We start from the raw sequence: 26,242 nt of genomic DNA, 5'->3' as shown, positions 1-26,242 counted from the left end.
GTTACTGGAGTTACCCATGTGACAAGTGGGACAAACTCTGATAACGAAATCGGCACAAAAGTCATTCCCTGGCCGCCTCGACGTGCGGCGACTTCGGCATGGTGGGCCGCAGTCATAGTTCAGCCTGGACTTATTTAAGCGGCAGCTTTATCGTCGGATGGTGCACGCGTTCGACGTTCTCGGAGACCCGGTGCGTCGCCGCATTCTCGAACTGCTCGCCGACGGTGAGAGGCCAGCGGGTGACATCGGTTCGGTCATCCGGGGCGAGTTCCACATCACCCAGCCGGCGGTGTCGCAGCACCTGAAAGTGCTGCGGGACAGCGGCTTCACGACGGTACGACCGGAAGGCCAGCGCCGCCTCTACGCCGTCAACGGCGCAGCGCTGCGCGACGTCGACGAATGGCTCGACACCTTCCGGCGATTCTGGGCTCCGCGCCTGGATGCCTTGGCGACCGAGATCGCACGAGGTAAACGACAACGACGAGGAAATACATCATGATTGACGTCGATCATCAGATCAATGCGGTGCGGCGCACCGTCGGTGACACGGTGCACGACGCGGGGGAGGCCCGCATCCTGACCATCAGCCAGTCCTACGACACCGACCAGGCCGACCTGTGGGACGCGGTGACGAACATCGAGCGGATCCCGCGGTGGTTCCTGCCGATATCCGGCGACCTGGCCGTCGGCGGCACCTACCAGTTCGAGGGTCATGCCGGCGGCAGGATCCTCACCTGCGACCCTCCGGAGAACTCACGGCCACCTGGGAATACGGCGACAACGTCAGCTGGATCGACGTCCGTGTCACCGGTGACGGCCCCGGTCGGGCCCGAGTGGTGCTCGAGCACATCATCGATGCCGACGACGACAACTGGCGTGAGTTCGGGCCCGGCGCGGTCGGTATCGGTTGGGACTCGATGCTGCTGGGCCTGACGCTGCATCTGGCCAGTGGGGAGTCCATCGACCCGGCCTTCGGACAGCAGTGGCTGGCCACCGACGGCGGCCGCCGCTTCCTGCGGCTGTCGAGTGAGGACTGGTACACCGCGAACGTCGGCAATGGCGCGGACGGTCCGACGGCGCGCGCCCTGGCCGACCGGTGCCTCAAGGCCTACCTGGGGGAGGAGTAGGGCCGCGGTAACGCCGGATGCAGTTGCACTTCTTGTGCTTTGACCACGAAGTAGACCGTCTTGCCGGGTTCGACGTCGAGATCGGCCGCGGCGGCCGTGGTGATGTCGGCCGCCAGCCCGGTGCTTCCGTCGGGTTGTTCGGCGCCCCTGATCCGCACGGCGGTGCCGTGGATGTCGACCTCGGCGATCGTCACGGCGATCACGTTGCGCGGGCTGCCGTGTGGCGGTTCGAGGTGGACCGCGACCGCACCGGGCCGGAACAGTGCGATGGCGCCGGCGCCCGGTTCGACCTCGCCGGTTCCGTGTACGGCGGCGTCCCATGACGTGCGGATCACCCCGGGTTCGGTGACGACGCCCGGGACGAGGTTCACCCCGGCGATCCTGGCCGCGAAGTCGCTGCGAGGTGCGCTGAGCACACGACGGGCCGGGCCGCTCTCCACCACCCGGCCGTTCTCGATGACGACGATCCTGTCGGCGACGGCCAACGCGTCGAGCACGTCGTGGGTGACGATGATCGCGGTACGGCCGCCGTCGCGCAACATCTCGCGCAACAGTCGGCGCAACGCAGGAGCGGCGGCGACGTCGAGCGCAGCCAGCGGTTCGTCGAGCAGCAGCAGCCGTGGTTCGGCGGCCAGCGCGCGGGCGATGGCGACGCGCTGCGCCTGCCCGCCCGAGAGCTGGCCGGGCTTGCGCGCGGCGAGATCGGTGGCGCCGACGGCGTCGAGCCAGCGGTGGGCCGTGGCCTTCGCCACCGACCGGGACTGCCCGCCGCAGCGCGGCCCGTAGGCGACGTTGGCTTCGACGCTCAGGTGCGGGAACAACAGAGCCTGCTGGGTGAGCATCGCGACATTGCGCGAGTGAGCCGGAACGAAAGTGCCTGTGCGGGTGTCGGTGACGACGGTGCCGCCCAGCTCGATCCGTCCGTCGTCGGGCCGCAGCAGGCCTGCGATCATCAGCAGCAGGGTGGACTTGCCGACGCCGTTGGGGCCGAGCACCGCCAGCACCTCGCCGTCGTCGAGGTCCAGGTCGAGGTCGACTCCGCGTCGTGTCAGGCGCGCATCGACGCGCACGCTGCTCACAGCCGGCCCGTCATGCGGCGGCCCGCCGAGGCGATCACGATAACCGCGGCGACGACGATGAGCAGCAGTGACAGCGCGACGGCGGCGTCGGCGTCGGTTTCGCGCTGCAGGTAGATCTCCAGTGGCAGGGTCCGGGTCACGCCCTGCAGCGAGCCGGCGAAGGTCAGCGTGGCACCGAACTCGCCGAGCGAGCGCGCGAAGGCGAGCACGGCACCCGACACCAGCCCGGGCAGCACCAGGGGCATCGTCACGGTCCGCAGCACCGTGGTGGGTCGGGCGCCGAGCGTGGCGGCGATGTGTTCATAGCCCGTCCCCGCCGAACGCAGCGCACCCTCGAGGCTGACGACGAGGAAGGGCAATGACACGAACGACTGGGCGAGCACCACCGCGGAGGTGGAGAAGGCGATCCGGATGCCCAGCAGGTCGAGTTGGTGGCCGAGCAGCCCCTGCCTACCGAATGTGTACAACAGCGCGATGCCGCCCACCACGGGCGGCAGCACGAGCGGAAGCAGCACCAGCGCGCGCAGCACGGATTGTCCCGGGAAGTTGCCGCGAGCCAGGACGAGCGCCATCGGAATGCCGAGCAGCACGCACACCACGGTGCTCGCCGTCGCGGTCTGCAGGCTCAGAAGAAGTGCGGCACGTGAGGATTCCGAAGTGACGAGCGGAATGAAGTGCGCCCAGTCGATCTGCAGCAGGATGGCCACCAGCGGCACGATGACGAAGAGCGCTCCCGCCGCGGCGGGGAGGTAGACCCAGGCCGGCAGGCCGACCTGGATCAGCCCGCTCGTCCGCCGCGGGGTGGTCACGGCGCGGCGAAGCCCGCTGCCGCGAGGGCTTGCTGGCCCGTCGGGCCGGTGACGAGGTCGATGAATGCCTGTGCTGCAGCGGTGTTCGCCGAGTCCTCGAGCACGGTGATCGGATAGGTGTTCACCGCTTCGCCGGCTTCGGGGAAGGGGATCGCGGTGACTTCGTCCCGCGCGGCGGTGGCATCGGTGACGTACACCAGTCCGGCGTCGGCCTGGCCCGAGGTGACCTTGCCGAGCACGTCGGTCACGGCGGACTCCTCGCTCACCGGGGTGAGCGTGACACCGGTGGCCCGCTCGACCTTCTCGGTGGCCGAGCCGCAGGGCACCTGCGGTGCGCACACCACCACCTGCGTTCCGGGCTTCGCGAGATCGGCGAATGTCATGATCTGCAGGGGATTTCCGGGTTGCGTGACGATGGTCAGGGTGTTGGTGGCGAAGTTGACCGGTTCACCGGCCACCAGGCCTGCGTCGACCGCTTTGGTCATGTTCTTCACGTCAGCGGAGGCGAAGACGTCGGCGGGTGCGCCCTGGGTCAGCTGAGTGACCAGGTCGGAGGAGCCGGCGAAATTGAATGTGACTGTGGCGCCCGGATTGTCCTGCTCGAACCGGGCGCCGAGTTCGGTGAATGTCGCCTTCAACGATGCCGCGGCGAACACGGTGATCGGCGCGCCTGCACCGTCGCTGGTGGAGGACGAGTCGGTCGACGACGACGAACATGCCGCGACGAGTACCGCAACGGCCAGGGTCGCGGCGGCGCCGACGGTCGACTTCACGAGGCGCCGCCAGGAGTCTCGACGATCACGTTGGTGGCTTTGACCACCGCGACGGCGAGCACGCCGGGTTCGAGGCCGAGCTGTCGGGCCGACTCGGTGCTCATCAGGGAGACCACTGTGAACGCCCCACACTGCATCTGCACTTCGGACATCACCTGGTCGGCTGTCACCTTGGTGACGAGCCCGACGAACCGGTTGCGAGCCGAGCTACCGCCGCCGAGGGGGTCCGGTGGCGGCGTGGCATGTTCGCGGGCGAATTCGGCCAGGACCTTGCCGTCGATGACCTTGCGGCCCGCGTCGTCCTTATGGGCCGCGAGGCTGCCGCTGTCGATCCAGCGGCGGACGGTGTCGTCGCTGACGCCGAGGATCGCCGCAGCGTCCTTGATCTTCATTGCGGGCACCGCATCACTCACTGGTCGGAAATCAGGTCACCGCAGTTGCGGCAGTTCTCTCCGAATTCAACCATGAATGCGGATGTGCGCGGGTAACAGGCCCGTATCCGCGATTCGGGAGTGCTAGATCCCGAGCGCCGCGCGGAGCCTATTCCGGTGCCGTCGGTAGGCGTCAGCGCCGTCGCGTTCCGCGGCGTCGATCCGGATGAGTGGTGGATGTCCCGCCGCGGGCGTGGCCAGGTCGCGGAGTGCGTCGTAATACGCACGCTGGCGCTGCCGGCCGCCGATCCCGAAGCCGCGGGCTGCCTTCGTGCGGTAGAAGTTGTCCGACCTGCCGAGCCAGGTCTCGGAGAGGGCCGTGTACCGGCCGTGTTCGAAGCCGAGCGGCGCGTCATGCGGATACAGCAGCAGTGATCGAAGCCTTGCCGAGGTGAAGTGCTGCGATTCGTCGACCTCGATCAGCGTCCCGGAGTCGACGTGGAGGAAGTCGCCGCGCAGTGCCGTGGTGCGGGCGGTCGCCAGCGTCGCCAGGTCGCCGCCGAGCGCGATGTAGATGCTCTCCAGAGTCGCCCTCACCGAGGCGAATTGCGCACCGGGCGGGAGCCCGAGGTGACCGCGCTGGTTGAGCCATTCGAAGCGCTGACCGGCGAGTTCGACACCGTCTTCGCGCGCAGCGTCGCGGAACGCATCCTGCGTGCTCCCTACCGGCATGTCACCAGCGGCCGTGGCGGACGACGTCGTCGAACGGGCGGCGGTCCGGTGTGGTGATCGGCGCCAGCGGGCGGTCGGCGGGATATCCGATGCCGAGCAGATACGCGACGATGCGGTCCTCTGGGACACCCAGGATGGCGCGAGCTTTCTCCTGATCGCCGACCGAGGAATGTCCGGTGCCGATGCCGAGATCGGTCGCGGCGAGCATCATCGCCATCGTCGCCTGCCCGAGGTCGTACTGGTCGAGTGTCTTGCGACGCTCCTCCGGCGGCACCGGCGCGACGAGCGCGATGGCCGCGGGTGCCGATGCGATGTGACCCGCGCCCTGCCACACCGTCGACAGTTCCTGCAGCGTCGCAGGGTCGGTGACGACCACGAACTCCCACGGCTGACGATTCCTCGCCGACGGTGACCGCCACCCGGCCTCGGCGATGCGCCGCAGCGCCTCCTCGGGCACCGGGTCCGGCCGGTAGCTCCTGACGTTGCGTCGAGCGCGCAGCGCATCCCAGGTCTCCACGTCGTCCTCCATCCCTGTGCGGCTGCCGCGTCCTGTCATGACGAGAACAGCCGCGCTTCCGGCGTCTGACTTGATTGCATCACGACCGCCAGACGCCGCGACACCTCAGTCCAGGTCGGCGAGAACCTTTCGGGCGGCCTCGAGTTCGGCCTCGAGGGCGGCGACCCTGGCGGCCTGCTGGGCACGCGCCTCCTCGATGACCTCGTCGATCGGGGCGGAGAGATCGTCGTGTAGTTCCCTCGCGGCGCGAGAGACTGCGGCAGCCGCGACGGCGAGGTCACGCACCAGGTAGCTGCTGCCCCGCTTGAGTTCCGCGCTCCATTCGCCGTCGGCGGTACCGGTGACGGTGAGGGTGAGCTCGAGCGTCTTGGATCTCTTCGTCGCCTTCTTGGCCGGCCCCTTCTCGGGCTTCCCGGCAGGAGTCTCAGCAGCGACCAGGACCTCGGGGGTGTCCGACGCTGCCGGCAACGCATCTTCTGCCAGAGTGTCTACGGTCAACGTCACGGCGAACTCCTTCTCGTCATCGCCCGCAGTGCGCAGGCTCGCGGTCCGAGCCATTAGAACACACGTTCGACGTCGGGAGTGATCCCGCGGGGCCCGTCCTTCGGTTCACGGGCGGGGGACGCCCGTCGCCGCACATAATGTCGAGACGGGTTCGCCGGCGGCCGCTGCCGGGCTGCAGAGGGGATCGCACGATGGCGCAGCGCTTGTCCGATGTGGCGGAGGACGACGCGGCCCACCGCCCGTCGGCGCGACCGGTCGTGGTGCTGACCGCACTCGGTGTGGTGTTCGGAGACATCGGCACCAGCCCCATCTACACGCTGCAGACGGTGTTCGACCCGACCGATCCGCATCCGGTCCCGCTCAACGACACCAACGTCTACGGCGTCGTCTCGACGATCTTCTGGTCGGTCATGCTCATCGTCACCCTCACCTACATCACGCTGGTGATGCGCGCCGACAACCACGGCGAGGGTGGCATCATGGCGCTGATCACGCTGCTGCGGAAATGGGGCCAGCGTCAGGGCAAGCGCACCGCGCTCATGCTGGCGGCACTCGGGATATTCGGCGCCTCACTGTTTTTCGGCGACAGCATGATCACCCCCGCAATCTCGGTGCTGTCCGCGGTGGAGGGCCTCAAGGTCCTCACACCGGACTTCGAGGACTTCGTGGTGCCGATCACCGCTGTGATCATCATCGGCCTGTTCGCCGTACAGAGCCGGGGGGCGGCCGTGATCGGACGGTTCTTCGGTCCGGTGATGATCGTGTGGTTCACGGTGATCGGCGCGTGCGGCGTCGGCGGCATCGCCACCCATCCGCAGATCTTGAAGGCGCTGTCGCCGACGTATGCGGTCGAATTCCTGGTGGGCCACTTCCACATCGCCTTCTTCTCGCTGGCCGCCATCGTCCTGGCCGTCACCGGCGCCGAAGCCCTCTACGCCGACATGGGGCACTTCGGCCGCCGCGCGATCACCATCGGCTGGCTGGGCGTCGTGTTGCCGGCGTGCACTCTTAACTATCTCGGTCAGGGTGCGCTGCTGCTGGGCGACCCCGAAGCGGTGCGTGCACCGTTCTTTCTGCTGACGCCGTCCTGGGCGTTGCTTCCCCTGGTGTTGCTGGCGACCATGGCGACGGTCATCGCCTCCCAGGCCGTGATCACCGGCGCGTTCTCGGTGGCGTCGCAGGCGATGCAACTGGGATACCTGCCGCGGTTGCGTATCGCGCACACGTCCGCGTCGGTGATCGGTCAGGTGTACGTGCCGTTCATCAACACGCTGCTGCTCGTGGCGGTGCTGACCCTGGTGTTCGCCTTCCGGAGTTCGTCGGCGCTGGCGTACGCCTTCGGCATGGCGGTCACCGGCACGATCACCATCGTCACAACGCTGTTCCTCTATTACGCACACTCGCGGTGGAAGGTGCCGCTGTGGCTGGTGCTCATCGGTGGCGGAGTGCTGCTCACGGTCGACTTCCTGTTCCTGGCAGCGAATCTGACGAAACTGCTGCACGGTTCGTGGCTGCCGCTGTTGATCGCCGTCGCCGCGTTCACGGTGATGACCACCTGGCAACGCGGACGTCGACTCGTCACCGAGAAGCGAGCCGAGATCGAAGGGCCGTTGCGCGACTTCGTCGACGAGTGCGCCGAACGGCAACCACCGCTGCCGCGCATTCCGGGAACCGCCGTCTTCCTGAACCGCGGCGACGACAGCGCTCCGCTGGCGTTGCGTGCGAACGTCGAGCACAACCACGTCCTGCACCAGCATGTCGTGGTGCTGGCGCTCGAAACCCAACCGGTGCCGAGGGTCTCGGACAGCGATCGCATGGTGATCAACGACCTCGGGCACGCCGACGACGGAATCCTCCATGTGACGGCCAGGTACGGCTACATGGAACGACCCGACGTGCCCGCCGCGCTGCGATTACTGGATCCGTCGCAGACGGAGGGGCACATCGACCTGGACAGGGCGTCTTACTTCCTGTCGAAGCTCGACCTGTCGGCGGGAGACGAGCCCACGATGGCGCCATGGCGCAAGCGGCTGTTCATCGCGACGTCCTTCATCACCGCCGATGCCGCGGGCTACTTCAAATTGCCGTGGGACCGCACGATACTCGTCGGGTCGCGGATGGAGCTGTGACCCGACTGGGCGGTGATCCCAGCTAGTCCGCCTCGCCCTCGTCGTCCTCGTTGGTTCGCTCGGTCAGGTAGCGCTGGGGGTGGTGGTGGTTGTTGACGCGGGTCTGGCCGGTGTCGAGGGTGGGTGGGGGGATCCATTCAGTGCGGCCGTGACGCCGGCGGGTGGTCCAGTCGGTGTTCTCGATGAGGTGATTGTCCGGTGCGCAGGCCAGGGCCATGTCGGTGGTGTTCGTCAAACCGCCTTCGCACCAGTCCTGTTGAGCGTGATGGACCTGGCAGTCGAACGCCGGGCGGGTACAGCCGGGTCGGGTGCAACCTTTGTCGCGGGCGAACAACGCCAACCGCTGCGCCGTCGACGCACACCGCCGCGCCCGCCCGAAGTACAGGACTTCCTCGGTGTGGTCGTCGAACACCGCCAGATAATGCTGTGACTTCCCGGCCAGGCGGATCAGATCCCGCATCGGCAGCTTGCGGCCGCCGGCGGTGTCGGCGTACCCCACCCGGGACTCGAGATCCTTGACGGTGGTGGTGGCCACGATGGTGGCCGGCACACCGTTGACCTGACCCAAGGATCCCGAGGCGGCAACGTCACGCAACGCGGTCTTCAGCGCATCATGGTGGCGCTGCCGGCGGGTACGCGGGTCAGCGATCCCGAAGACCTCCCGCGGGACGGTCTCCCCGGCGCCCGGATCCTCAGGCAGATTCTGACCCGGGGGGCCGTACTTGGCGATGATCACGTCCAACAGCGCAGCGGTCTCCGGGTCGAGGTCACCCTTGGTCGGCGTCATGCCGTTGGGCTGTTGCTCACCGATGACCAGGTTGCGGCGGTGCTGTTGCTCATCGTGATCGGGTTCGGCGCCGTCGGGGTCGATCGCGTTGAGCAGGTAGTCCGCGGCCACCTCGAGATCCTGCGGCGGCATCCGTTGAGCCCAGCCGGCGAGGTCGCGTTCGGCATCGGCCCGGGTCGTCGCGTCCACCCAGCCGGGCAGCTTCTTGAGGCATTTGCGGATCACCTCGACATGCGCGGGGTCGATTGCCCCCGAACGCAACGCGGCGGCGGTGTGCACCCAGGCCGGGTCGAGGCGTTCACCGGTGAACGTCCACCGCGGCCCCAACGTCTCAGCCGCGGCAAGGCGTCGCGTCGCATCGGCAGTGTCCAGATGCAGCCGCTGGGCCAACACATCACGCAGGCTGGTGTTGCCGTACACCTCGGGGCGGAACTGCTGCTTCAGTTGGGCCAGCACCGCGTGGTCGAGGCCCGTGTCCTGGCGGTGCGCGTATACGCGGCGCTCATACACCGCGAGAAGGTCCGCGGCGGAGAGACTGTCGAAGGGCAGGGCGGCGAACGCGGCACGCGCGGCATCCCACGCCTCCAACGCCGCCACCACCTGCTCCCTGTCCATGCCTCGAACACTAGTGCGAGGGTCCGACAGAATCGGCCGCGCTGTGACAGCAGAAACCACTGTGAAGCAAGTGTTTTCGCTGCCAACCCGGCGACCGAGCGCTCCGGGCCGACCTCTAGTCCCGCGGGTCTTTCTCGCCCGCCTCGACCGCGACGGCGAGCCGGTTCTCCGGCGGTGCCACCGGGCATGTCGCGAAGTCGGTGAACGAGCACGGCAGGTTTGCCGCCCGGTTGAAATCGAGCACCACCTGCCCCGCATCGTCCGGTGCCGCCACCGCCAGCGACCGCGCGCCCGGATAGGTGGTCACCCCGCTGGTGGCGTCGGTGAACAGCAGATGCAGCGACCCGTCCGGGCGGGCGAATGCGATCAATCGCGCTGCGGTGCCCGCGATGTCGACATCGATGGTGCCAACGGCCGAGTGATGGTGCTCGAGTCCCGCCACCACCGCGCCCGTCGTCACCGTCTCCGGATGCCGGAACGGCGTGAAGGTTCCCGTCACGCGCCAGCGTTCGTCCGGCTCGTAGGCGGGTATTCCAGAGAATTCTGCCAGGTGCGGCGACCGCGGATCGTGTACCCGCAGCGCCACCGATCCCGTCCGACGGATGACCTCGATGCGCCGGTCGCCGTCGTCGACCAGCAGCCCCGGCGCGCCCTCGACGGGCTCCAGCCGCTCGATGCCGTCGATGCCCTCGACGTACACCGCGTCGGCGTCGGCGCGCCAACGACCCGGCAGATCGGCCACGGTCTCGAATTCCTCCGTGAGCCAGTGCAACCCGGTGATGCTCACCCAGCCGAGCGGATCGCGGTAGTAGCGTTCGCGTTCGGCGTGCCAGTCGTTCCACTCAGTCCGGAACGACGCGGTTGTGGTGGTGGTCACGACCGGGCTAGTCCTCCTTGCGGATCAGCCGCTGCAGTGCCTCGCGGTCGGACGCCAGCAGCTCGTCGATGCGCGGGTGGTTCACCTCGGCGACGATGATCTCGCCGACGTCCTCGTGCACGTCGCTGAAGATGCCGTGCGACTTCATCTTCTCCGTCTGGTACACGTTGTCCTCGGTCGGCGTCACGTAGTAGAACGCGTCGGCCTTGAACCGGTGCACCAACCACAGGTGGATGAGCGTCATCAGACGCTTCTGCCGCAGCTTCTCGGCGTAGGTGTTCTGGTCGCGGATGGTCAGGATGCTGCGTCCGTGCCGGTCCTTGATGGGGTCGACGAGCACGTCGGCGAGCTTGTCCTCACCGTCGCCGTAGATGCCGAGCTCGAGCACCTCGCCGCCGGCGCGACGGGGCCGGAGTTTCACGCGCAGGGTCTCGTCGAGCTTGTAGTGCTCACCCCACAGCGCAAGCCATTCCTCCAGCAGCTTCTTCGGCACCTCGGTCTGCACCAGATGCTGACTCTGCGTGGAGCCTTCACCCATCGACTTCGTGGTCGCCGTGCGGCCTGAGGAGGCGGCGAGCGCGGCGTCGCTGCGCGGTCCGCCGACCAGCGTCTGCGGCGTGCGGTACGGCGACTCCACCAGCCGCAACTTGCGCTGCAGGCGGGCGAGCGACAGCATGCCGTCCTGGCGGAGCGCGGTGGCGAACTCCTCGGCGGCGACGCCGTCGATCTGATGGCCGCCGTAGGTCATGAAGTTGAAGACGAACCCCATCTTGCCGAGTTCCTCAGGGAACACCCGCATCTCGTCGTCGCTCATGCCGGTGGTGTCCCAGTTGAACGAGGGCGACAGGTTGTACGCCAGCATTTTGTCGGGGAACTGGGCGTGGATCGCCTCCGCGAACTTCTTGGCGTCGGCGAGGTCGGCGGTCTTGGTCTCCATCCACAGGATGTCGGCGAAGGGCGCCGCCGCAAGCGATTTCGCGATCGCATAGGGAATGCCGCCGCGAATCTGGTAGTAGCCTTCAGGCGTCTTGGCCAGCTCGGGGTCCCACGTCGCGACGAGGCCGAGTTCGCGGGCCTTCTCGGTGGCCGTGTAGAGCGAGGCCCGCTCGGCGAATGCGCGCCAGTCGGCGACGGACATGTCCAGCCCGTCGTCCTCGCCTTCCCGGAACTGGATGAGCTCGGCGACCGCCTCGCCGTAGGTCATCACGCCGGCATCGACCTGCCAGGCGTCGACGAGCTTCGATTCGATGTCGTCGTAGAGCTTCTCGTTGGCGGGGTCGCCGTCTTTCCAATCCGCGGCCGCCTGATCGATCGCGGCCAGGATGCCCTGGCGGTCGAGCCACGCGTGCGCAGCCGCATACTCTCCGTCGGCGATGGCGTACAGCAGGTGGCCGTTGATCTCCTTGACGCCGCTGTCGTAGAAGTGGCGCATCATCGCGAGGAAGCACGCCTTGTACGGGGGCACGTTCACGTTGGTGACGCCGAGCAGGAACGGCTGGTCACGCTCGTCGGCGCGGCTGTCGATCAGGTTGGCCGCCTCGGCGTCGGTGCGCGCCACGATGATGCCGGGCACGCCCATGATGTCGAGCTGGAAGCGCGCGGCGTTGAGGCGCTTGATCTGTTCGTCCGAGGGCACCAGCACCTTGCCGCCCTGGTGGCCGCACTTCTTGGTGCCCGGACGCTGATCCTCGATGTGGTAGCCGGGCACACCGGACTCGACGAAGCGGCGAATCAGGTTGCGCACGTGCGGATCACCACCGTGCCCGGTGTCGGCGTCGGCGATGATGAACGGCCGGTAGTCGACCGCAGGCGTCGTCGCGCGCTGTTCCTCGCTCATCCGCAGCCGCAGGTACTGCTGATTGCGGTCGGCGGTGAGCAGGGCGCGCACCAAGCCGGCGGCCTCGTCGGGCACTTGGCTGAGCGGGTAGCTCGCCAGGTCGGGTCCGGGATCCTCACTGGTGGACCCCTTCGCCGAGGTCGCCCACCCACCGAGGTAGATGCCTTCGATGCCGATCCGCTTCATCGTCACGGCCTGCCCCGGTGAGTAGGGGCCGAAGGTGGTGATGCTCTTGTGCTCGGAGAACAGTTCGCGCAGCCGCGGGTAGAAGGCGGCGGCGGCCTCCCGCGCCACCGGATAGTCGGCCGGGATGGTGCCGCGCTGTTCGACCACCTGCCGCGCCGTGTAGAGCCGGATGATGCCCTCGAACCGGGGGCTGTCGAAATACCGCTGGGTGGCCTCGACGTCGTCATCGAAGCTGGTGCGGGCCGTCGGCTCCGCGTCGATCAGGGTCATGGTTCTACGCTCCTCGTTGAGCAGACTGCCGCTGTGCTCCGAGTGTATGGCGGGCGTTCCGCGAGCGAGGCTTTCCCGCGAGGTCGGTGCCCGCTCAGCGCAGCGCGACGACGACCTTGCCCCTCGCGGTCCGGTTCTCCAGCGCGGCGATGGCGTCGGCGGCCCGCTCGAGCGGGTAGACCTCCGGTGCAGGCGCGGAGACCTTGCCCGACGCCAGCAGCGGCTCCAGTTCGGCCCACTGCTGCCGGATGTAGTCCGGGTGGGAGAACGTCCATGCGCCCCAGCCCGCGCCGACCACGTCGACGTTGTTGAGCAGCAGGCGGTTCACCTTCACCGTGGGGATGTCGCCGCCGGTGAAGCCGACCACCAGCAGCCGGCCGCCCACCCCCAGCGAGCGCAGGGAGTCGGTGAACCGGTCGCCGCCGACCGGATCGACCACCACGTCCACGCCGCGGCCTCCGGTGAGCTCTTTGACCGCGTCCTTGAAGCCGTCGGCGAGGACGACGTCCGACGCCCCGGCCGCGCGGGCGATGTCGGCCTTGTCCTCGGTGCTCACCACCGCGATCGTGCGGGACGCGCCCAACGCCGGCGCCAGCCGCAGCGTCGAGGTGCCGATGCCGCCTGCGGCGCCGTGCACCAGCACGGTCTCGCCCTCGGCGAGGCGACCCCGGGTGCGCAGGGCGAAGTGCACGGTCAGGTCGTTGAACAGCAGGCCGGCGCCGGCCTCGAAGGACACGTTGTCGGGCAGGGTGAACACTCGCTCCGGGGGCAGCGCCACCACCTGGGCCATCCCGCCGGACAGCATGGTCAGGCCCGCCACCCGGTCGCCCGCGGCGACACCGGAATCGGCCGGTGCGCTGCGCACCACCCCGGCGATCTCCGCCCCGGGAACGAAGGGCAGGTCGGGCTTGTACTGGTAGAGGCCGCGGCTGAGGAGCGCGTCGGGAAACGCCACCCCGGCGGCATGCACGTCGATCAGGACGGCGCCGTCGGCGCCGGGTTCGTCGATGTCGACGACCTCCGCCGCCTGCGGACCGTCGAGCCGGGCTATCTGGATCGCGCGCATGGCCGCCTTCCTGTCGTCGACGAAGAACATTTAACCTTCCCGGGTGATCGATGCCCGTGCCGCGGTGCTGCTCGACGCCGGGGCCGACCCGGAGCTGACCGAAATCCGGATCCGCCCGCCCGCCGGTGACGAGGTGCTGGTGCGCATCGACGCCGTCGGCATCTGCCACACCGACATCAGTGTCGCGGCCCGCTGGCCGCAGCGGCGGCTGCCGATGGTCTTCGGCCACGAGGGGGCGGGCACCGTCGAGGCGGCCGGGCCCGCCGCCGGTGTGGCCGTCGGCCGCCGGGTGGTGCTGACCTTCGCCAGCTGCGGCGAGTGCGCGAACTGCGTCGAGGGCCGTCCGGCGTACTGCAGGCGCTCCACCGACCTCAACATGCGCGGCTGGCGCAATGCGCTGCACCTGGGCGACGAGGCGATCACCGGCGGTTTCTTCGGCCAGTCGAGTCTGGCCACCTACGCCCTGGCCTCCGGCCGCAACACCGTGCCGGTCGACGACGACCTGGACCCCGCGCTGGCCGCCCCGCTGGGCTGCAGCGTGCAGACCGGCGTGGGCACCGTGCTGAACACCATCGCGCCGCAGCGCGGGGACGCCATCGTGGTCTACGGCGTCGGTGCGGTCGGGTTGTCGGCGGTGATGGGCGCCAGGATCGCCGGGTGCGGCGTGATCGTCGCGGTGGACCCGGTGGCCGGGCGCCGCGACCTCGCCGCGGAATTGGGCGCGACGGCCGCTGTCGACCCCACGTCCGCGGACGCCACCGCCCAGATCGTCGAGCTGACCGGCGGCGGTGCGCACGCCGCGGTCGACACCACCGCGATTCCCGACGTCCTGGCTGGCGCGCTGACGGCGCTGCGGGCACGCGGAACGCTGGCCATCGTGGGCCTCGGCGCGCCGACCGCGGCGCTGCCGGTGGGACTGATCATGGGCAGCGGCCTGACCGTGCGCGGCGTCGTCGAGGGCGACAGCGAGCCGCACGCGTTCATCCCGCGGCTGGCCGGGCTCGTCCGAAGCGGTGAGCTGCCGCTGGAGAAGGTGGTGACGCGGTACCGGTTCGACGACTTCGCCGACGGCTGGGCGGCGGCGAAATCCGGCCGGGTCGTCAAACCGGTTCTGGTCACCGGGAGTTAATCTGGCAGTTCCGGCAGCGTTGCCGGCGGCGATCGGAGCGAACCATGGCACGGCGTGACCGCAGGGGCAGTGGGGGATTCGCCGCCGCGAGATCGCTCCCGACCGGCCGCATCGTGCCGGTCCGGTCGATCGACGGTGTCCGCATCCACACCGAGGTGTTCGGCCCGAACGACGCGCCGCCGATCGTGCTGGCTCACGGCATCACCTGCGCCATCGCAGTGTGGGCGTACCAGATCGCCGACCTGGCTCGCGACTATCGCGTGATCGCCTTCGACCACCGCGGGCACGGCCGCAGCGGTGTGCCCGCGCGGCGAGGCAACTACAGCCTCGACTATCTGGCCGCCGACCTCGACGCTGTGCTTGCCGCCACCGTGTCCGCCGACGAGCGCGCCGTCGTCGCAGGCCACTCGATGGGTGGCATCGCGATCACGTCGTGGGCAGAGCGGTATCCGCAGCGGGTGACGCAACGCGTCCGCGGCGCCGCGCTGATCAACACCACGACCGGCGACCTGCTGCGCGACGTGAAGTTCCTGCCGGTTCCGGAGCGGTTGTCGGCGGCCCGGGTCCGTGCGGGCGGCACGCTGCTCAAGACCTTCGGTGCGGTCCCGGCGCTGCGCGCCGCGGAACGGTCGAGCCGGCGTTTCGTCTCGACGCTCGCGGTCGGACGGGACGCCGACCCGTCGGTCGCCGACTTCGTCTACGAACTGTTCGTGAACACCCCGCCCGCGGGTCGGGGCGGCTGGGCCCGCATCCTCGTCGACGCGATGGGCAGAGACCACATCGGCCTGCAGAACCTGACGGTGCCCACCCTGGTCATCGGCAGCGCGAAGGACCGGCTGCTGCCGATCACGTCGTCGCGGCGGATCGCCGAGCACGCCCCCAACTTGGCGGCGTTCGTCGAGCTGAGCGGCGGGCACTGCGCGATCCTCGAGCGCCCTGACGAGGTCAACCGCCACCTGCGCGAGCTGTTGGAGTCCTCGGCGGCCGACCGCCGCGCCACCTCCTAGCCCAGGGCGGCGTGCACCTCGGCCGCCGCGCGCAGTCCCGACCGCACCGCGCCGTCGAGGAAGCCGGTCCACTCGTCGGCGGTCTCGGTGCCTGCCCAGTGGATCGGCCCGACCGGCAGGCGCAGCGTGGGACCGTAGGCGGTCCACGACCCCGGCGGCACGGCAGCGGTGGGCCCGCCGGGCGCGAATTCATCGGCGCCCCAACAGTGGTCGACGTAGTCGATCGGCGACAGCGCCGGTTCGCCGAAGAGTGCCGCGAAACCGTCCAGCGCCTCCTGGCGGCGATCCTGCGGGGGTAGGGCGTCGAAGGTGCGGGCATCGGTGAAGCCCAGCAGGATGCCGGGGCCGTCCGCGTCCGGCCCGTCGCCCGGACTGACGTCGAAGGTGATGAACACCGGGCCCTCGTCGGACAGCGCCTCGCCCGAACAGCCGCCGGCCCGCCAGAACGGCGTCTCGTAGGCGGCGTAGGCCTTGCTCAACCGGCCCTGCGGCCAGTGCGCGGCCAGCTCGCGACACCCCTCGGGCAGGGCCGGCTCGAAGGTGATGGCGTCCCGGTGCGCGGGCGCGACAGCGACGACGACCGCCTTCGCCGTCGTCGAGGCGCCGGACCCGGCGTGCACGCTGACCGTGCCGTCGTCGTGGCGGTCGATGCGCAGCACCGGCGTGCTCAGGAGGACGCGGACGCCCAGCTGTTCGGCCATCCGCAGCGCGATCTCCTGCGTCCCCGCCGGGAACCGCTCCTGTTGTGCGCCGCCCTCCACGTCGAGCATCCGCCCGATCCCGCCCGCGGCCTTGACGTAGCGCACGGCGTGCAGCATCGACACCTCGTCGGGCTCGCAGCCCCACGTCACCCGCGCCATGATGGCCATCAGGTCGCGGGTCGACGCGCTGGCGTGCACTGAGCGCAGCCAGCTCTCGAGGGTCTGTTCGTCGAGGCGGTGCGCCGCCGGCGACGCCCACGGCTCGGCCACCTTCACCTGTCGGCACAACCGCTCGAATCGCCACTGGATCCGCGACACGTCGACCAGTTCGATGATCGACAGCCGCGGGACCGTGCTGCGGTAGGACCGGACCTTGCCGCGCCAGCGGATGAGGTTCTTGCCGCGACTGTGGGTGCGCACCGTCGGACAACCGAGCTCCGCGGCCAATGTGGTGACCGCGTCCTGGGTGGGCCCGACGAACGTCGCGCCCAGGTCGACCGGGATGCCGGCGATCGTGGTGGTCGACGAGCGGCCGCCGACGCGGTCGCGACCCTCGAGCACCACCACGTCGCGCCCGAGCCGTGTCAACTCGCGGGCGGCCGCCAATCCGGCGAAACCCGCGCCCACCACGACGACATCCGCCTCGGCTGGCATGGTCATCGGACTAGGCTCTCACGCCGTGGAGGTCATGACGGCGTTGTTCGGCCCGACGGACGCGATCGACCGGGCGCAGGCACTGCGCGAGGCCGGAGCGGCGGGCGTGTTCACTTTCGAGGGTCCGCACGACGTGTTCGCGCCGCTGACGCTCGCCTCGACGGTCGGCGGCCTGCAGCTGATGACGAACGTGGCGATCGCGTTTCCGCGCAACCCGATCCACCTCGCCCACCAGGCCATCGATCACCAGTTGCTCAGCGAGGGCCGGTTCACTCTCGGCCTGGGCACCCAGATCCGTACTCAGATCGAGAAGCGCTTCGGCGCCGACTTCGACCGTCCGGTTGCCCGGATGACCGAACTGGTCGCGGCGCTGCGGGCGATTTTCCAGACCTGGTCGACGGGGGAGCGGCTGGACTTCCGCGGGGAGTTCTACCGGCACACCTTGATGACGCCGACATTCACCCCGCGTGCCAATCCCTTTGGACCGCCGCCCATCTACGTCGGCGCGCTGGGACCACGGCTGACCAGGGCCACCGCCGAGGTCGCCGACGGTCTGCTGGTGATGCCGTTCGGGTCACGGCGGTACCTCGAGGAGGCGACGCTGCCGGCCGTGCGTGAGGGACTGTCGGCAGCGGGCCGCAAACTCGACGAGTTCGCCGTGGTGCCCGAGATCATCGTGTCGGTCCTCGGCGACGACAACCCTGACCACGCCGCCGCCCGCAGACTGCTGGCGTTCTACGGGTCGACCCCGGCGTACCGCCCGGTGCTCGAGGTGCACGGCTGGGGCGATCTGCAGCCGGACCTGCATGCGCTGTCCAAGCAGGGCCGCTGGCAGGAGATGGGTTCGCTGATCGACGACGAGGTGCTGCACACGATCGCGGCGTGCGGCACGCCGACCGAGGTGGCCGCGCACATCCGCGGCCGGGTGGCGGGGGTGTCCGACCGGATCTGTCTCTACCAGCCGGGTCCGATCGAGATCGACGCGTTGGCCCGGATCGTCGACGAGCTCAAGAGCTGAGTCCTATCGTGGTACCCGAGCGGACCAAGGGAGGTTCATCGGGATGGCACACGCGGCCGAATACTCCGACGTCATCATCATCGGGGCAGGTATCTCCGGGATCGGCGCGGCCTACCGGATCCACGAGAAGAATCCCCAGCTGACGTACACGGTGCTGGAGCGACGGGCGCGCATCGGCGGCACCTGGGATCTCTTCCGTTATCCCGGCATCCGATCCGACAGCGACATCTTCACCCTGAGCTTCCCCTACGAGCCGTGGCGGCGGCCCGAGAACGTCGCCGAGGGCGCCGACATCCGCGACTACCTGGCCGATGCGGCGCGCAACAACGGCATCGACCGGCACATCCGGTTCAACACCCACGTCCGCTCGGCCGACTGGGACTCCGGCACCGACACCTGGACGGTCACCGCCGTGCACGAGGGGCCCGACGGGAGCGAGGAGAGGCAGTACCGGGGCCGCTTCCTGTTCTGCGGGACCGGCTACTACAACTACGACGAGCCCTACGCTCCGGATTTCCCGGGCGTCGAGCAGTTCGGCGGCGAGGTGGTGCACCCGCAGTTCTGGCCGGAGACACTCGACTACTCGGGTAAGCGGGTGGTGGTGATCGGCAGTGGCGCCACCGCGATCAGTTTGATTCCGGCACTGGCCAAGGACGCCGCGCACGTGACCATGTTGCAGCGGTCACCGACGTACATGATGTCGATGGCGCGCATCGATCCGATGGTGGATTTCATCCGGAAGTTGTTGCCCCCGAAGCTGGCTCATCCAGTGGTCCGGGTGCGCAACGCGGTGTTCCACGTGCTCACCTATTTCCTGTTCCGCAAGGCGCCGAAGTTCGGGCGGAAGTTGATCCGCAACCGCACGGTCGCGGCGCTGCCGCCGGATTACGAGGTCGACGTGCACTTCAATCCCCGGTACAACCCGTGGGATCAACGGATGTGCCTGGTGCTCGACCATGATCTGTTCGAGCACATCAGCGACGGGCGTGCCGAGGTGGTCACCGACCACATCGACCGCATCGACGCCACTGGCATCGCGCTGAAGTCCGGCGGCCACCTCGACGCCGACATCATCGTCACGGCAACGGGACTGCAGCTGCAGGCGCTCGGTGGCATCACGGTCAGCATCGACGGCAACGAGATCAAACCGACCGACCGGTTCGTCTATAAGGAGTACCTGCTCGAGGACGTGCCGAACATGGCCTGGTGCATCGGCTACACCAACGCGTCGTGGACGCTGCGCGCCGACATGACCGCCAAGGCGGTGGCAAAGCTGCTCGCCTACATGGACTCTCACGGGTACACCCACGCCTATCCGCATCTGGGCGGGCAGCAGATGAAAGAGAAGCCGACGTTCGACCTGCAGTCCGGCTACATCAAGCGGGCCCCGCACGCGTTGCCGCGGTCGGGCACCAGGCGGCCGTGGCACGTCCGGCACAACTACTTCCTCGACGTCATCGACCACCGCTTCGACCGCATCGAGGAGTCGATGGTGTTCGGCAAGGTGTCCGCGCCGGTCAGCCAGACCGCCTGAGCGCAGCGCCCGGCGGGTGGAGTGCGTCAACTCTTGTTGACGCGCGCGAGTCGTTGGGGTTGTCGAAATCAGCGGCCCGCCTGTCGGTAACCATCCGCATACTGCGCCCATGGCGCCCGACGGAAGCGGCACGGCTGAACCGCCCCAACCGCGGCAACCATGGTGGGCCGACCACCCTGACCTCGAGGAGATGCGCCGCCGCACCCTCGAGGAACTCGGATGCGGAGCACGCGACGACCGGCCTGCCATCGAGGAACCCGACCCGGTCATCGCCGAGATCATGTCGGGCGAATGCCGACGCGGACTCCATTGCCCGCGACGACCTCGACCGCGCCCGCGAGAACCACGACGCCGCGATCCGTGCGGCGCGCACCGCCGGCTACTCGTGGGGGGACATCGCCCGGATCCTCGGCGTATCGAAGCAGTCGCTGCACCGCCGCTTCCGCTAGGGCGCCAAGGTCAGCCAGTCCGCGAAGCCCGACGGGTCGTGCCGGCCGAGTGCCCCGTGCTCGAACAGGCCCCATCCTTCGACGGTCTGACCGCCGGCACTGCACGAAGCCCGCCCGACGTGGTCGATGACGCCGAACATCGCCCGCCCCGACACCGCCGGGTCGGTCATGTCGTAGGTCAGCCGCTCGGTGAACTTGTCGCCCTTCCACATTCCGTGGATCCAGTCCGAGTCGCCGCCGTAGCCGCCGCCGATGTGAATCGGCACCGCCAGCTTCGACTCGACCTCCAGTACCACCGGCGAGCCGTCAGGAGTGGTGGCCTCGATCGTCGCGCCGTAGGGGATCCGGGTGCCGGACGTGTAGTGGATCTTCACCCGCGGCCAGCCCAGCTGCTCGACCCTGCCGTCGCGCCAGATGCGGGTGCAGTCGTTCAGTGACCGGAAGCCGGTCGGTTCCTCCTGGATGATCAGCACGATCGCGAAGTCGTCGAATGCCATCGGCACGTACAACCACCACATGCCCTCGAACGGCGGATCAGCCGGCCGGCCCGCGGGCTCGGCCTCGCCGATGGGTCGGATGCCCCACGACCGGTCCCGTGTCCCGATCCAGCGGGCGGGATCGACGGGGATCTCCTCGCCGTCGACGACGAGGTGCCCGCTCCAGGTGCCGACCTGCGCGAACCGCTGCGCATCGAGGGTCACCCGGTGGCCGGTGCGCAGCAGGTGCCGCTGCTCCTGTACGACGGGGAACAGGCCGTTCCAGGTCAGGTCGGCCGCGATGCCCTCGGTCTCGTCGAGCACGATCCGCAGCCGTTGCAGCGGTTCGTCGACCTCCACCCGGTAGCCGCCGACGTGCTGGTTGAGCCGGTCCTGGTCGACGCCGTCGGACACGTGCACCGCGGTCTGCGTGTCGCCGCGCCGTATCAGCATGAAGGCGTCCTTCACGCCGAGATTCGGGTAGTACCCGATCCCGGTGATCACGAAGATGTCGCCGGTGCGGTCATGGGCGTTGAAATAGGACCGGTCGTAGAAGTTGCGGTCCGAAGAGCCCGGCCAGGCGATCGGCTGCGGGATCTGGTGAACCGGGAATTCGTCCATGGGTCCGAGCATCAGGCGTCGTCTCCGATCAGCCGGCGCAGCAGGGCGCCGTGGTAGAACAGCGATTCCACATCCTGGGGCGCCTCGATCTCGCCGAAGCGCACCCGCCGCGCACTGGTCCGCATGAAGACGCACGCCCAGATGACGGCCGAGTACACGTAGAACCACTGCAGGTCGCCGACGGGCACGCCGGTCAGCTCCGTGTAGGTGGCCTTGACGTCGGCCTCGCGCATGAAGTCCGGCATGCCCGGTAGCCCGGCGAGGCCGGTGAGCTCCTGAAAAACCATGTGCGCGAATATCATCCACGCGAGATCCATCTCCCGCGGACCGAGCGTGGCCATCTCCCAGTCCAGCACGGCGACGGGCCGGAAGTCTTCGTAGAGGACGTTGCCGATCCGCGCGTCGCCCCACACCAGCACCGGGTCGGCGTCGGCGACCTCGGTGGGCCAGTGTTCCTCCAGCCACGCCAGCGCCCGCTCGATCAGCTCGGAGCGGCCGATGTCGGGAACGGCGAACGCGTACCACGACGTAAGCCAGTCCAGGTTGCGGCGTAACGCATTCCGATCCGGCGCCTTCTCGGCCAGGAAGCCGAAGGTCTGTTCCGGCTGTGGCACGGCGTGCAGCTTCGCAAGCACTTCGACGGTGCGATCCTGCAGTTCGCGTTGCTTCTCGGCCGGCGCGTCGAAGAACCAGTTCCCGCCGAACGTGTAGGGCATCACGTCGGGCGGCACGATGCCCTCGACATGATCCATCAGGAAGAACGGGGTGCCGAGCACCGACCCCGTCGGTTCCAGCCAGCGCACCTGCGGCACCGGGATGTCAGTCGACTCGCCGACCAACCGGATCACCTCGAACTGGTGGTCCAGGCGGTACGAGTCGAAGACCGGCACGTCCTCCGCCGACGGCGCGACCCGCGCGACGAACCGCTCCTCGACGGCAGACCCGTCGTCGTCCCGTCGGACCGTGAGGACGATTGTCTCCGAGGACATTCCGTTCGCATCGATGCCGCTCTCGACGGTGACCTGTGGCGCGACCCCGCCGGGCAGCACGGTGGCCAGCCACCGGGACAAGACATCGGGCAGCGTGCTGGTGTCGCGGCCGGAGCGCTGCAGACGGCCGACGTCTTCGACAGCCGGTTCTGTGGGCATGAGACCCTTCCTTTGGCCGCAATTACGATACGGTGGGTAGCGTTATGAAAGCAGACCCTGTTTCGCTTGACAAGACCCCGGGCGCCGGGCGGCCCCGGGATCCGCGCATTGACGCTGCCATACTGCGCGCGACCGCGGATCTGCTTGTGGAAATCGGCTATTCGAACCTGACCATGGCAGCGGTGGCGCAGCGCGCAGGCACCACGAAGACCGCGCTCTACCGCCGGTGGTCCAGCAAGGCCGAACTGGTGCACGAGGCGGCGTTTCCGGCGGCGCCGACCGCGCTGACGGCGCCGGCCGGCGACATCGCCGCTGATGTCCGCGCGATGATCGAAGCCACCCGCGACGTGTTCACCACACCGGTGGTGCGCGCGGCGCTGCCCGGCCTGATCGCCGACATGTCCGCCGACGCCGAACTGAACGCCCGGGTGATGGGACGGTTCGCCGGGGTGTTCTCCGCAGTGCACATCCGACTCGCCGACGCGGTGCGCCGCGGAGAGGTGCACGACGACGTCGATCCCGACCGGCTCGTCGAGATCATCGGTGGCGCCACCATGCTGCGGCTGCTACTGGTTCCCGGTCACCCGCTCGACGACACCTGGGTGGGCCAGACCACGGCCATCGTCGCGCACGGCGTGGTGGCACATGGCGCTGACGACTAACTCGGCAGCAGCTTCTCCCTGGGGCCGAGGAACAGCCCGCCGTTGACGTCGAGCGTCTGCCCGGTCACCCAACGACTGTCGGGGGACGCGAAGAACGCGACGGCGTCGGCGATCTCGTCGGCCTTGCCGATCCGGTCGAGCGCCGTGATGTTGGTGAATCCCGTCTGCGCGTCGTCACTGTCGTGCAGCCACGAGTTCATGTCGGTGTCGGTGACCCCGGGTGCCACGTTGTTCACCGTGATGCCGCGCTCGCCGAGTGTGTTGGCCAGTGACCGGCCGAGGACATTCAGCGCGCCCTTGGTCATGGAGTACACGATCTGCGGCGTCGCGAACCATGTGACGCCGGAGGAGACGTTGATGATCCGGCCGCCGTCGCGCAGCAGCGGCAGGGCTCGCTGGGTGATGAAGAACGGCGCGCGGACGTTGATCGCGAACTCCCGCTCGAACTGCTCGGGCGTCGCCTTGTCGATGGTCGCGTCCGCGGTGGCGATGGCGGCGTTGTTGACGAGGATGTCGAGGGGACGGCCGTCGAGCCCCTGCTCGAGGCCGGCGAACAAGGTGTCGACGTCGTTGTCGACGCCGAGTTCTGCTTTGACGGCGAAAGCCTCGCCGCCTGCGGCGCGGATCGCGTCTACGGTCTCCGCGGCCGCGGCGTCGTTGCTGCCGTAATGCACGGCGACGACGGCCCCGTCGGCGGCCAGCCGGCGCGCGATCGCGCGCCCGATCCCTCGCGACGCGCCGGTCACCAGCGCGGTCTTGCCCGAAAGTGTGGTCATGCGTCGCCACAACCGCGGCCGGCGGCGGGCTATTCCCCGGCGATCTGCCCCTTGTTGCGCGCGCTCACCTGGCTGAACCGCTCACCGAGGTCCGCGAAGTCCCGGGTCTGCGCCGCTGCGATCTCCTGCTCGGCCGCCAGCGCAGGGGAGAGGACCGGCTCCTGGCCGCGCGCGTAGATCTCCTTGAGTCCGGCCATCGTCTGCGCCGGTACCTCCGCGATCTGGTGCGCCAGTTCGAGGGCTCGTTCGACGAGGCGGTCGTGCGCGACGACCTCGGTGACGAGGCCGATCCGTTCGGCGCGGGCAGCGTCGACCACCTCACCGGTCATCGACAGCCGACGCGCCATGGCGGCGCCGACGACGTGCGGAAGTCGCGCGGTCATCCCACCGCCGGGCAGGATGCCGACGCGGGCGTGGGTGTCGGCGAACACCGCCCGCTCCGAGGCGATCAGGAAGTCGCAGCCCAGCGCCATCTCCAGGCCGCCGGTGAAGACCGCGCCGTTGACCGCCCCGATGATCGGTGTCCGCATCCGGCCGGTGGCATCGATGCAGCTGTGCTCACGGAACTCCTCGAAGTAGGCCGTGCCGATCTGGTGTGCCTCCTTGAGGTCGACCCCGGCGCAGAACGCCGGATCGGCGCCGGTCAGCACGACCGCGTGCACCGACGGATCGGCGTCTGCATCGGTCAGCGCCGTGTACAGCCGGCGAATCAGATTGCGGCTGAGCGCATTGCGGGACTGCGGCCGGTTAATGGTGATCAGCCGGACCGGGCCCTGGTCGAGGACCAGGACGAGCGCGTCGACGTCGGTCATGGCGTCATCTTCTCAGCGCAGGAACTGGTCGGCGCTGTCGGCCAGATCGAGCAGGGGCTGCGGCAGCGCGCCGAGGGCGAGGGTGACGGCGGCCGTGACGGTCACCGCTGCCGTCGTCAGGCCGCTGGGCACCAACACCTCCGGTGCGTCGTCGGGGGGTTCGGTGAAGAACATCAACACGATCACCCGGACGTAGAAGTACGCGGCGATGGCGCTGGCGACCACGCCGACGATCACCAGCGGGATCGCGCCACCCTCGCCCGCCGCCTTGAACACGGCGAACTTGCTGACGAATCCACTGGTGAGCGGAATGCCGGCGAAGGCGAGCAGGAACAGCGAGAACACAACTCCGACAAGCGGATACCGCCGGCCCAGCCCGGCCCAGCGGGCCATCGCCGTCTCCTCCTCACCGTCGGCGTCGCGCACCAGGGCCACCACTGCGAACGCGCCGAGTGTGCTGAATCCGTAGGCGAACAGGTAGAACAGCGTCGAGGACAGACCAGCCCGGTTCTCGGCGATCACGCCGGTCAGGATGAAACCCGAATGCGCGACGGCCGAGTAGGCCAGCATGCGTTTGACGTCGATCTGCGTGACGGCGGTGACCGTGCCGACCACCATGGTGAGGATGGCGATCGCCCACAGCACCGGCCGCCAGTCGTCGCGCAATTCGGGCAGCGCGACGTAGAAGATGCGCAACATCGCCCCGAATGCGGCGATCTTGGTGGCCGCCGCCATGAACGCGGTCACCGGGGTCGGCGCGCCCTGGTACACGTCGGGGATCCACGAGTGGAACGGCACCGCACCCACCTTGAACAACACGCCGACCAGCAGCAGGCCGGTGCCGAGCAGGGCGAGCGATGTCGGTCCGGTTCCGTCGGAGACGACGGCGGCGATGCCGCGCAGGTCCAGCGTTCCGGCGTAGCCGTACAGCATGGCCGCGCCGTAGAGGAAGAACGCCGAGGAGAAGGCGCCGAGCAGGAAGTACTTCAACGCGGCTTCCTGTGACAGCTGCCGTCGCCGCCGCGCCAGTCCGCACAGCAGGTACAGCGGCAGTGACAGCACCTCCAGCGCGATGAACATGGTGAGCAGGTCGTCGGCGGCCGGGAACAGCAGCATGCCACCGACGGCGAACATCGTCAGCGGGAACACCTCGGTCTGGATCACCCCCGCCTTGGTGGCCAGTTGCTCGGCGACGCTCCCGGTGATCGCCGACGCCTGCGGCGTGAAGGAGTCGAGTCCGCCTGTCGCCTCACCGGTTTCGGTGCGACTGGGGATCCGGCGCTCGGCGATGAGCAGGACGCCCAGCAGGGCCACCAGCAGCACGGTGCCCTGCAGGAACAGCGCGGGGGCGTCCACCACGACGGCGCCCATCACCGCCTGGCTCTCGGTGTGTCTGCGCGCCAACACGACCACCGCGACGAGCGCCGCGATGAGCGCGCCGAGGGCCAGTGCGACCTGGGCCCCGTAGCGGCTGCGCCGGGGCAGGAACGCCTCGAGGAGAACGCCGAGGACGGCCGCGCCGAGCACGATCAGCATGGGCGACAGCAGGCCGTATTCGACGCTCGGCGTGGGCATG

At 68.9% G+C, this 26,242-nt stretch carries 24 protein-coding genes and 1 pseudogene; 8 read left to right on the top strand and 17 right to left on the bottom strand.

All coding sequences use genetic code 11. The annotated features are described in order from the left end of the window. Nucleotides 1-160: 160 nt before the first annotated feature. Together AB0K11_RS02115 and AB0K11_RS02110 are read left to right on the top strand one after the other, a co-directional pair. The gene (locus AB0K11_RS02115) at nucleotides 161-499 is read left to right on the top strand and encodes a metalloregulator ArsR/SmtB family transcription factor (protein ID WP_364971766.1); all 339 of its coding nucleotides are present in this window, start codon (nucleotides 161-163) and stop codon (nucleotides 497-499) included. Continuing rightward, a pseudogene (locus AB0K11_RS02110) lies at nucleotides 496-1,127 on the top strand (SRPBCC family protein). Before AB0K11_RS02115 ends, AB0K11_RS02110 begins: the two are co-directional and overlap by 4 nt. Here the strand turns inward: AB0K11_RS02110 and AB0K11_RS02105 are convergent. From AB0K11_RS02105 to AB0K11_RS02075, 7 genes are all read right to left on the bottom strand, one after another. Then, nucleotides 1,109-2,206: an ATP-binding cassette domain-containing protein gene (locus AB0K11_RS02105; RefSeq protein WP_364971765.1), complete on the bottom strand. Its 1,098-nt coding sequence runs from the start codon at nucleotides 2,204-2,206 to the stop codon at nucleotides 1,109-1,111. The pseudogene AB0K11_RS02110 and the gene AB0K11_RS02105 sit on opposite strands and share 19 nt — an antisense overlap. After that, nucleotides 2,203-3,015, bottom strand: a complete 813-nt coding sequence (locus AB0K11_RS02100) for an ABC transporter permease (protein ID WP_364971764.1) — start codon at nucleotides 3,013-3,015, stop codon at nucleotides 2,203-2,205. Before AB0K11_RS02100 ends, AB0K11_RS02105 begins: the two co-directional genes overlap by 4 nt. Continuing rightward, a complete protein-coding gene (gene modA, locus AB0K11_RS02095) occupies nucleotides 3,012-3,788 on the bottom strand; it encodes a molybdate ABC transporter substrate-binding protein (RefSeq protein ID WP_364971762.1) in 777 nt (258 codons plus the stop codon). The genes AB0K11_RS02100 and modA overlap by 4 nt, the downstream gene beginning before the upstream one ends. Continuing rightward, on the bottom strand, nucleotides 3,785-4,189 hold the full coding sequence (locus AB0K11_RS02090) for a helix-turn-helix transcriptional regulator (RefSeq protein WP_364971761.1): 405 nt from the start codon (nucleotides 4,187-4,189) through the stop codon (nucleotides 3,785-3,787). The genes modA and AB0K11_RS02090 overlap by 4 nt, the downstream gene beginning before the upstream one ends. A 114-nt stretch (nucleotides 4,190-4,303) precedes the next feature. Then, nucleotides 4,304-4,891, bottom strand: coding sequence for a hypothetical protein (locus AB0K11_RS02085; RefSeq protein WP_364971759.1), 588 nt, complete (start codon nucleotides 4,889-4,891; stop codon nucleotides 4,304-4,306). A 1-nt stretch (nucleotide 4,892) separates the two neighbouring features. Continuing rightward, a complete protein-coding gene (locus tag AB0K11_RS02080; RefSeq protein WP_364973639.1) occupies nucleotides 4,893-5,408 on the bottom strand; it encodes a nitroreductase family protein in 516 nt (171 codons plus the stop codon). 105 nt (nucleotides 5,409-5,513) lie between these two features. Further along, nucleotides 5,514-5,912: a DUF6319 family protein gene (locus AB0K11_RS02075; protein WP_364971758.1), complete on the bottom strand. Its 399-nt coding sequence runs from the start codon at nucleotides 5,910-5,912 to the stop codon at nucleotides 5,514-5,516. A 191-nt stretch (nucleotides 5,913-6,103) separates the two neighbouring features. On the opposite strand from AB0K11_RS02075, the gene AB0K11_RS02070 reads away from it, so the two are divergent. Next, entirely contained in the window at nucleotides 6,104-8,041 is a 1,938-nt protein-coding gene (locus tag AB0K11_RS02070) for a potassium transporter Kup (RefSeq protein WP_364971756.1), read from the top strand. Nucleotides 8,042-8,063: 22 nt separating this feature from the next. Here AB0K11_RS02070 and AB0K11_RS02065 read toward each other — a convergent pair whose 3' ends face one another. The 4 genes from AB0K11_RS02065 to AB0K11_RS02050 form a co-directional block, all read right to left on the bottom strand. After that, nucleotides 8,064-9,443 carry a DUF222 domain-containing protein gene (locus AB0K11_RS02065; RefSeq protein ID WP_364971754.1) on the bottom strand — a complete coding sequence of 460 codons (1,380 nt, stop codon included), beginning with the start codon at nucleotides 9,441-9,443 and terminating at the stop codon, nucleotides 8,064-8,066. A gap of 115 nt (nucleotides 9,444-9,558) precedes the next feature. Further along, the gene (locus AB0K11_RS02060; RefSeq protein WP_364971753.1) at nucleotides 9,559-10,320 is read right to left on the bottom strand and encodes a DUF1684 domain-containing protein; all 762 of its coding nucleotides are present in this window, start codon (nucleotides 10,318-10,320) and stop codon (nucleotides 9,559-9,561) included. 7 nt (nucleotides 10,321-10,327) lie between these two features. Further along, a complete protein-coding gene (gene aceA / locus AB0K11_RS02055; RefSeq protein WP_364971751.1) occupies nucleotides 10,328-12,613 on the bottom strand; it encodes an isocitrate lyase ICL2 in 2,286 nt (761 codons plus the stop codon). 94 nt (nucleotides 12,614-12,707) lie between these two features. After that, complete coding sequence (locus tag AB0K11_RS02050) at nucleotides 12,708-13,679, bottom strand: NADPH:quinone oxidoreductase family protein (protein ID WP_364973636.1); 972 nt, start codon at nucleotides 13,677-13,679, stop codon at nucleotides 12,708-12,710. 43 nt (nucleotides 13,680-13,722) lie between these two features. On the opposite strand from AB0K11_RS02050, the gene AB0K11_RS02045 reads away from it, so the two are divergent. Together AB0K11_RS02045 and AB0K11_RS02040 are read left to right on the top strand one after the other, a co-directional pair. Further along, the gene (locus AB0K11_RS02045; RefSeq protein ID WP_364971750.1) at nucleotides 13,723-14,808 is read left to right on the top strand and encodes an NAD(P)-dependent alcohol dehydrogenase; all 1,086 of its coding nucleotides are present in this window, start codon (nucleotides 13,723-13,725) and stop codon (nucleotides 14,806-14,808) included. A gap of 44 nt (nucleotides 14,809-14,852) precedes the next feature. Beyond that, a complete protein-coding gene (locus tag AB0K11_RS02040) occupies nucleotides 14,853-15,815 on the top strand; it encodes an alpha/beta hydrolase (protein WP_364971749.1) in 963 nt (320 codons plus the stop codon). On the opposite strand, the gene AB0K11_RS02035 is transcribed toward AB0K11_RS02040, so the two are convergent. Beyond that, nucleotides 15,812-17,176: a flavin monoamine oxidase family protein gene (locus tag AB0K11_RS02035; protein ID WP_364971747.1), complete on the bottom strand. Its 1,365-nt coding sequence runs from the start codon at nucleotides 17,174-17,176 to the stop codon at nucleotides 15,812-15,814. The two genes, AB0K11_RS02040 and AB0K11_RS02035, sit on opposite strands and share 4 nt — an antisense overlap. A 28-nt stretch (nucleotides 17,177-17,204) precedes the next feature. Between AB0K11_RS02035 and AB0K11_RS02030 the strand changes: the two genes are divergently transcribed. Then, the gene (locus AB0K11_RS02030; protein WP_364973633.1) at nucleotides 17,205-18,188 is read left to right on the top strand and encodes a TIGR03617 family F420-dependent LLM class oxidoreductase; all 984 of its coding nucleotides are present in this window, start codon (nucleotides 17,205-17,207) and stop codon (nucleotides 18,186-18,188) included. Between the two features lie 43 nt (nucleotides 18,189-18,231). Further along, on the top strand, nucleotides 18,232-19,722 hold the full coding sequence (locus tag AB0K11_RS02025; RefSeq protein ID WP_364971746.1) for an NAD(P)/FAD-dependent oxidoreductase: 1,491 nt from the start codon (nucleotides 18,232-18,234) through the stop codon (nucleotides 19,720-19,722). 445 nt (nucleotides 19,723-20,167) lie between these two features. Here AB0K11_RS02025 and AB0K11_RS02020 read toward each other — a convergent pair whose 3' ends face one another. Together AB0K11_RS02020 and AB0K11_RS02015 are read right to left on the bottom strand one after the other, a co-directional pair. Next, a complete protein-coding gene (locus AB0K11_RS02020; protein WP_364971745.1) occupies nucleotides 20,168-21,280 on the bottom strand; it encodes a hypothetical protein in 1,113 nt (370 codons plus the stop codon). Further along, entirely contained in the window at nucleotides 21,280-22,416 is a 1,137-nt protein-coding gene (locus AB0K11_RS02015) for a phosphotransferase family protein (protein ID WP_364971744.1), read from the bottom strand. Before AB0K11_RS02015 ends, AB0K11_RS02020 begins: the two co-directional genes overlap by 1 nt. Before the next feature lie 44 nt (nucleotides 22,417-22,460). Between AB0K11_RS02015 and AB0K11_RS02010 the strand changes: the two genes are divergently transcribed. Beyond that, entirely contained in the window at nucleotides 22,461-23,078 is a 618-nt protein-coding gene (locus AB0K11_RS02010) for a TetR/AcrR family transcriptional regulator (RefSeq protein ID WP_364971742.1), read from the top strand. Here the strand turns inward: AB0K11_RS02010 and AB0K11_RS02005 are convergent. Genes AB0K11_RS02005 through nuoN form a run of 3 tightly spaced genes read right to left on the bottom strand, consistent with a single transcriptional unit; the run spans nucleotide 23,075 to nucleotide 26,241 of the window. Then, nucleotides 23,075-23,854 carry an SDR family oxidoreductase gene (locus AB0K11_RS02005; protein ID WP_364971741.1) on the bottom strand — a complete coding sequence of 260 codons (780 nt, stop codon included), beginning with the start codon at nucleotides 23,852-23,854 and terminating at the stop codon, nucleotides 23,075-23,077. The two genes, AB0K11_RS02010 and AB0K11_RS02005, sit on opposite strands and share 4 nt — an antisense overlap. A 29-nt stretch (nucleotides 23,855-23,883) precedes the next feature. After that, nucleotides 23,884-24,666, bottom strand: a complete 783-nt coding sequence (locus AB0K11_RS02000; protein ID WP_364971739.1) for an enoyl-CoA hydratase — start codon at nucleotides 24,664-24,666, stop codon at nucleotides 23,884-23,886. 12 nt (nucleotides 24,667-24,678) lie between these two features. Continuing rightward, entirely contained in the window at nucleotides 24,679-26,241 is a 1,563-nt protein-coding gene (nuoN, locus tag AB0K11_RS01995; RefSeq protein ID WP_364971738.1) for an NADH-quinone oxidoreductase subunit NuoN, read from the bottom strand. Between the last annotated feature and the right edge of the window lies 1 nt (nucleotide 26,242).

This window comes from Mycobacterium sp. NPDC050551 (genome assembly GCF_040674075.1).
Classification (GTDB): Bacteria; Actinomycetota; Actinomycetes; order Mycobacteriales; family Mycobacteriaceae; genus Mycobacterium.
The sequence above is the reverse complement of the archived record's forward strand: the minus strand, read 5'-3'. Positions and strand labels throughout refer to the sequence as shown.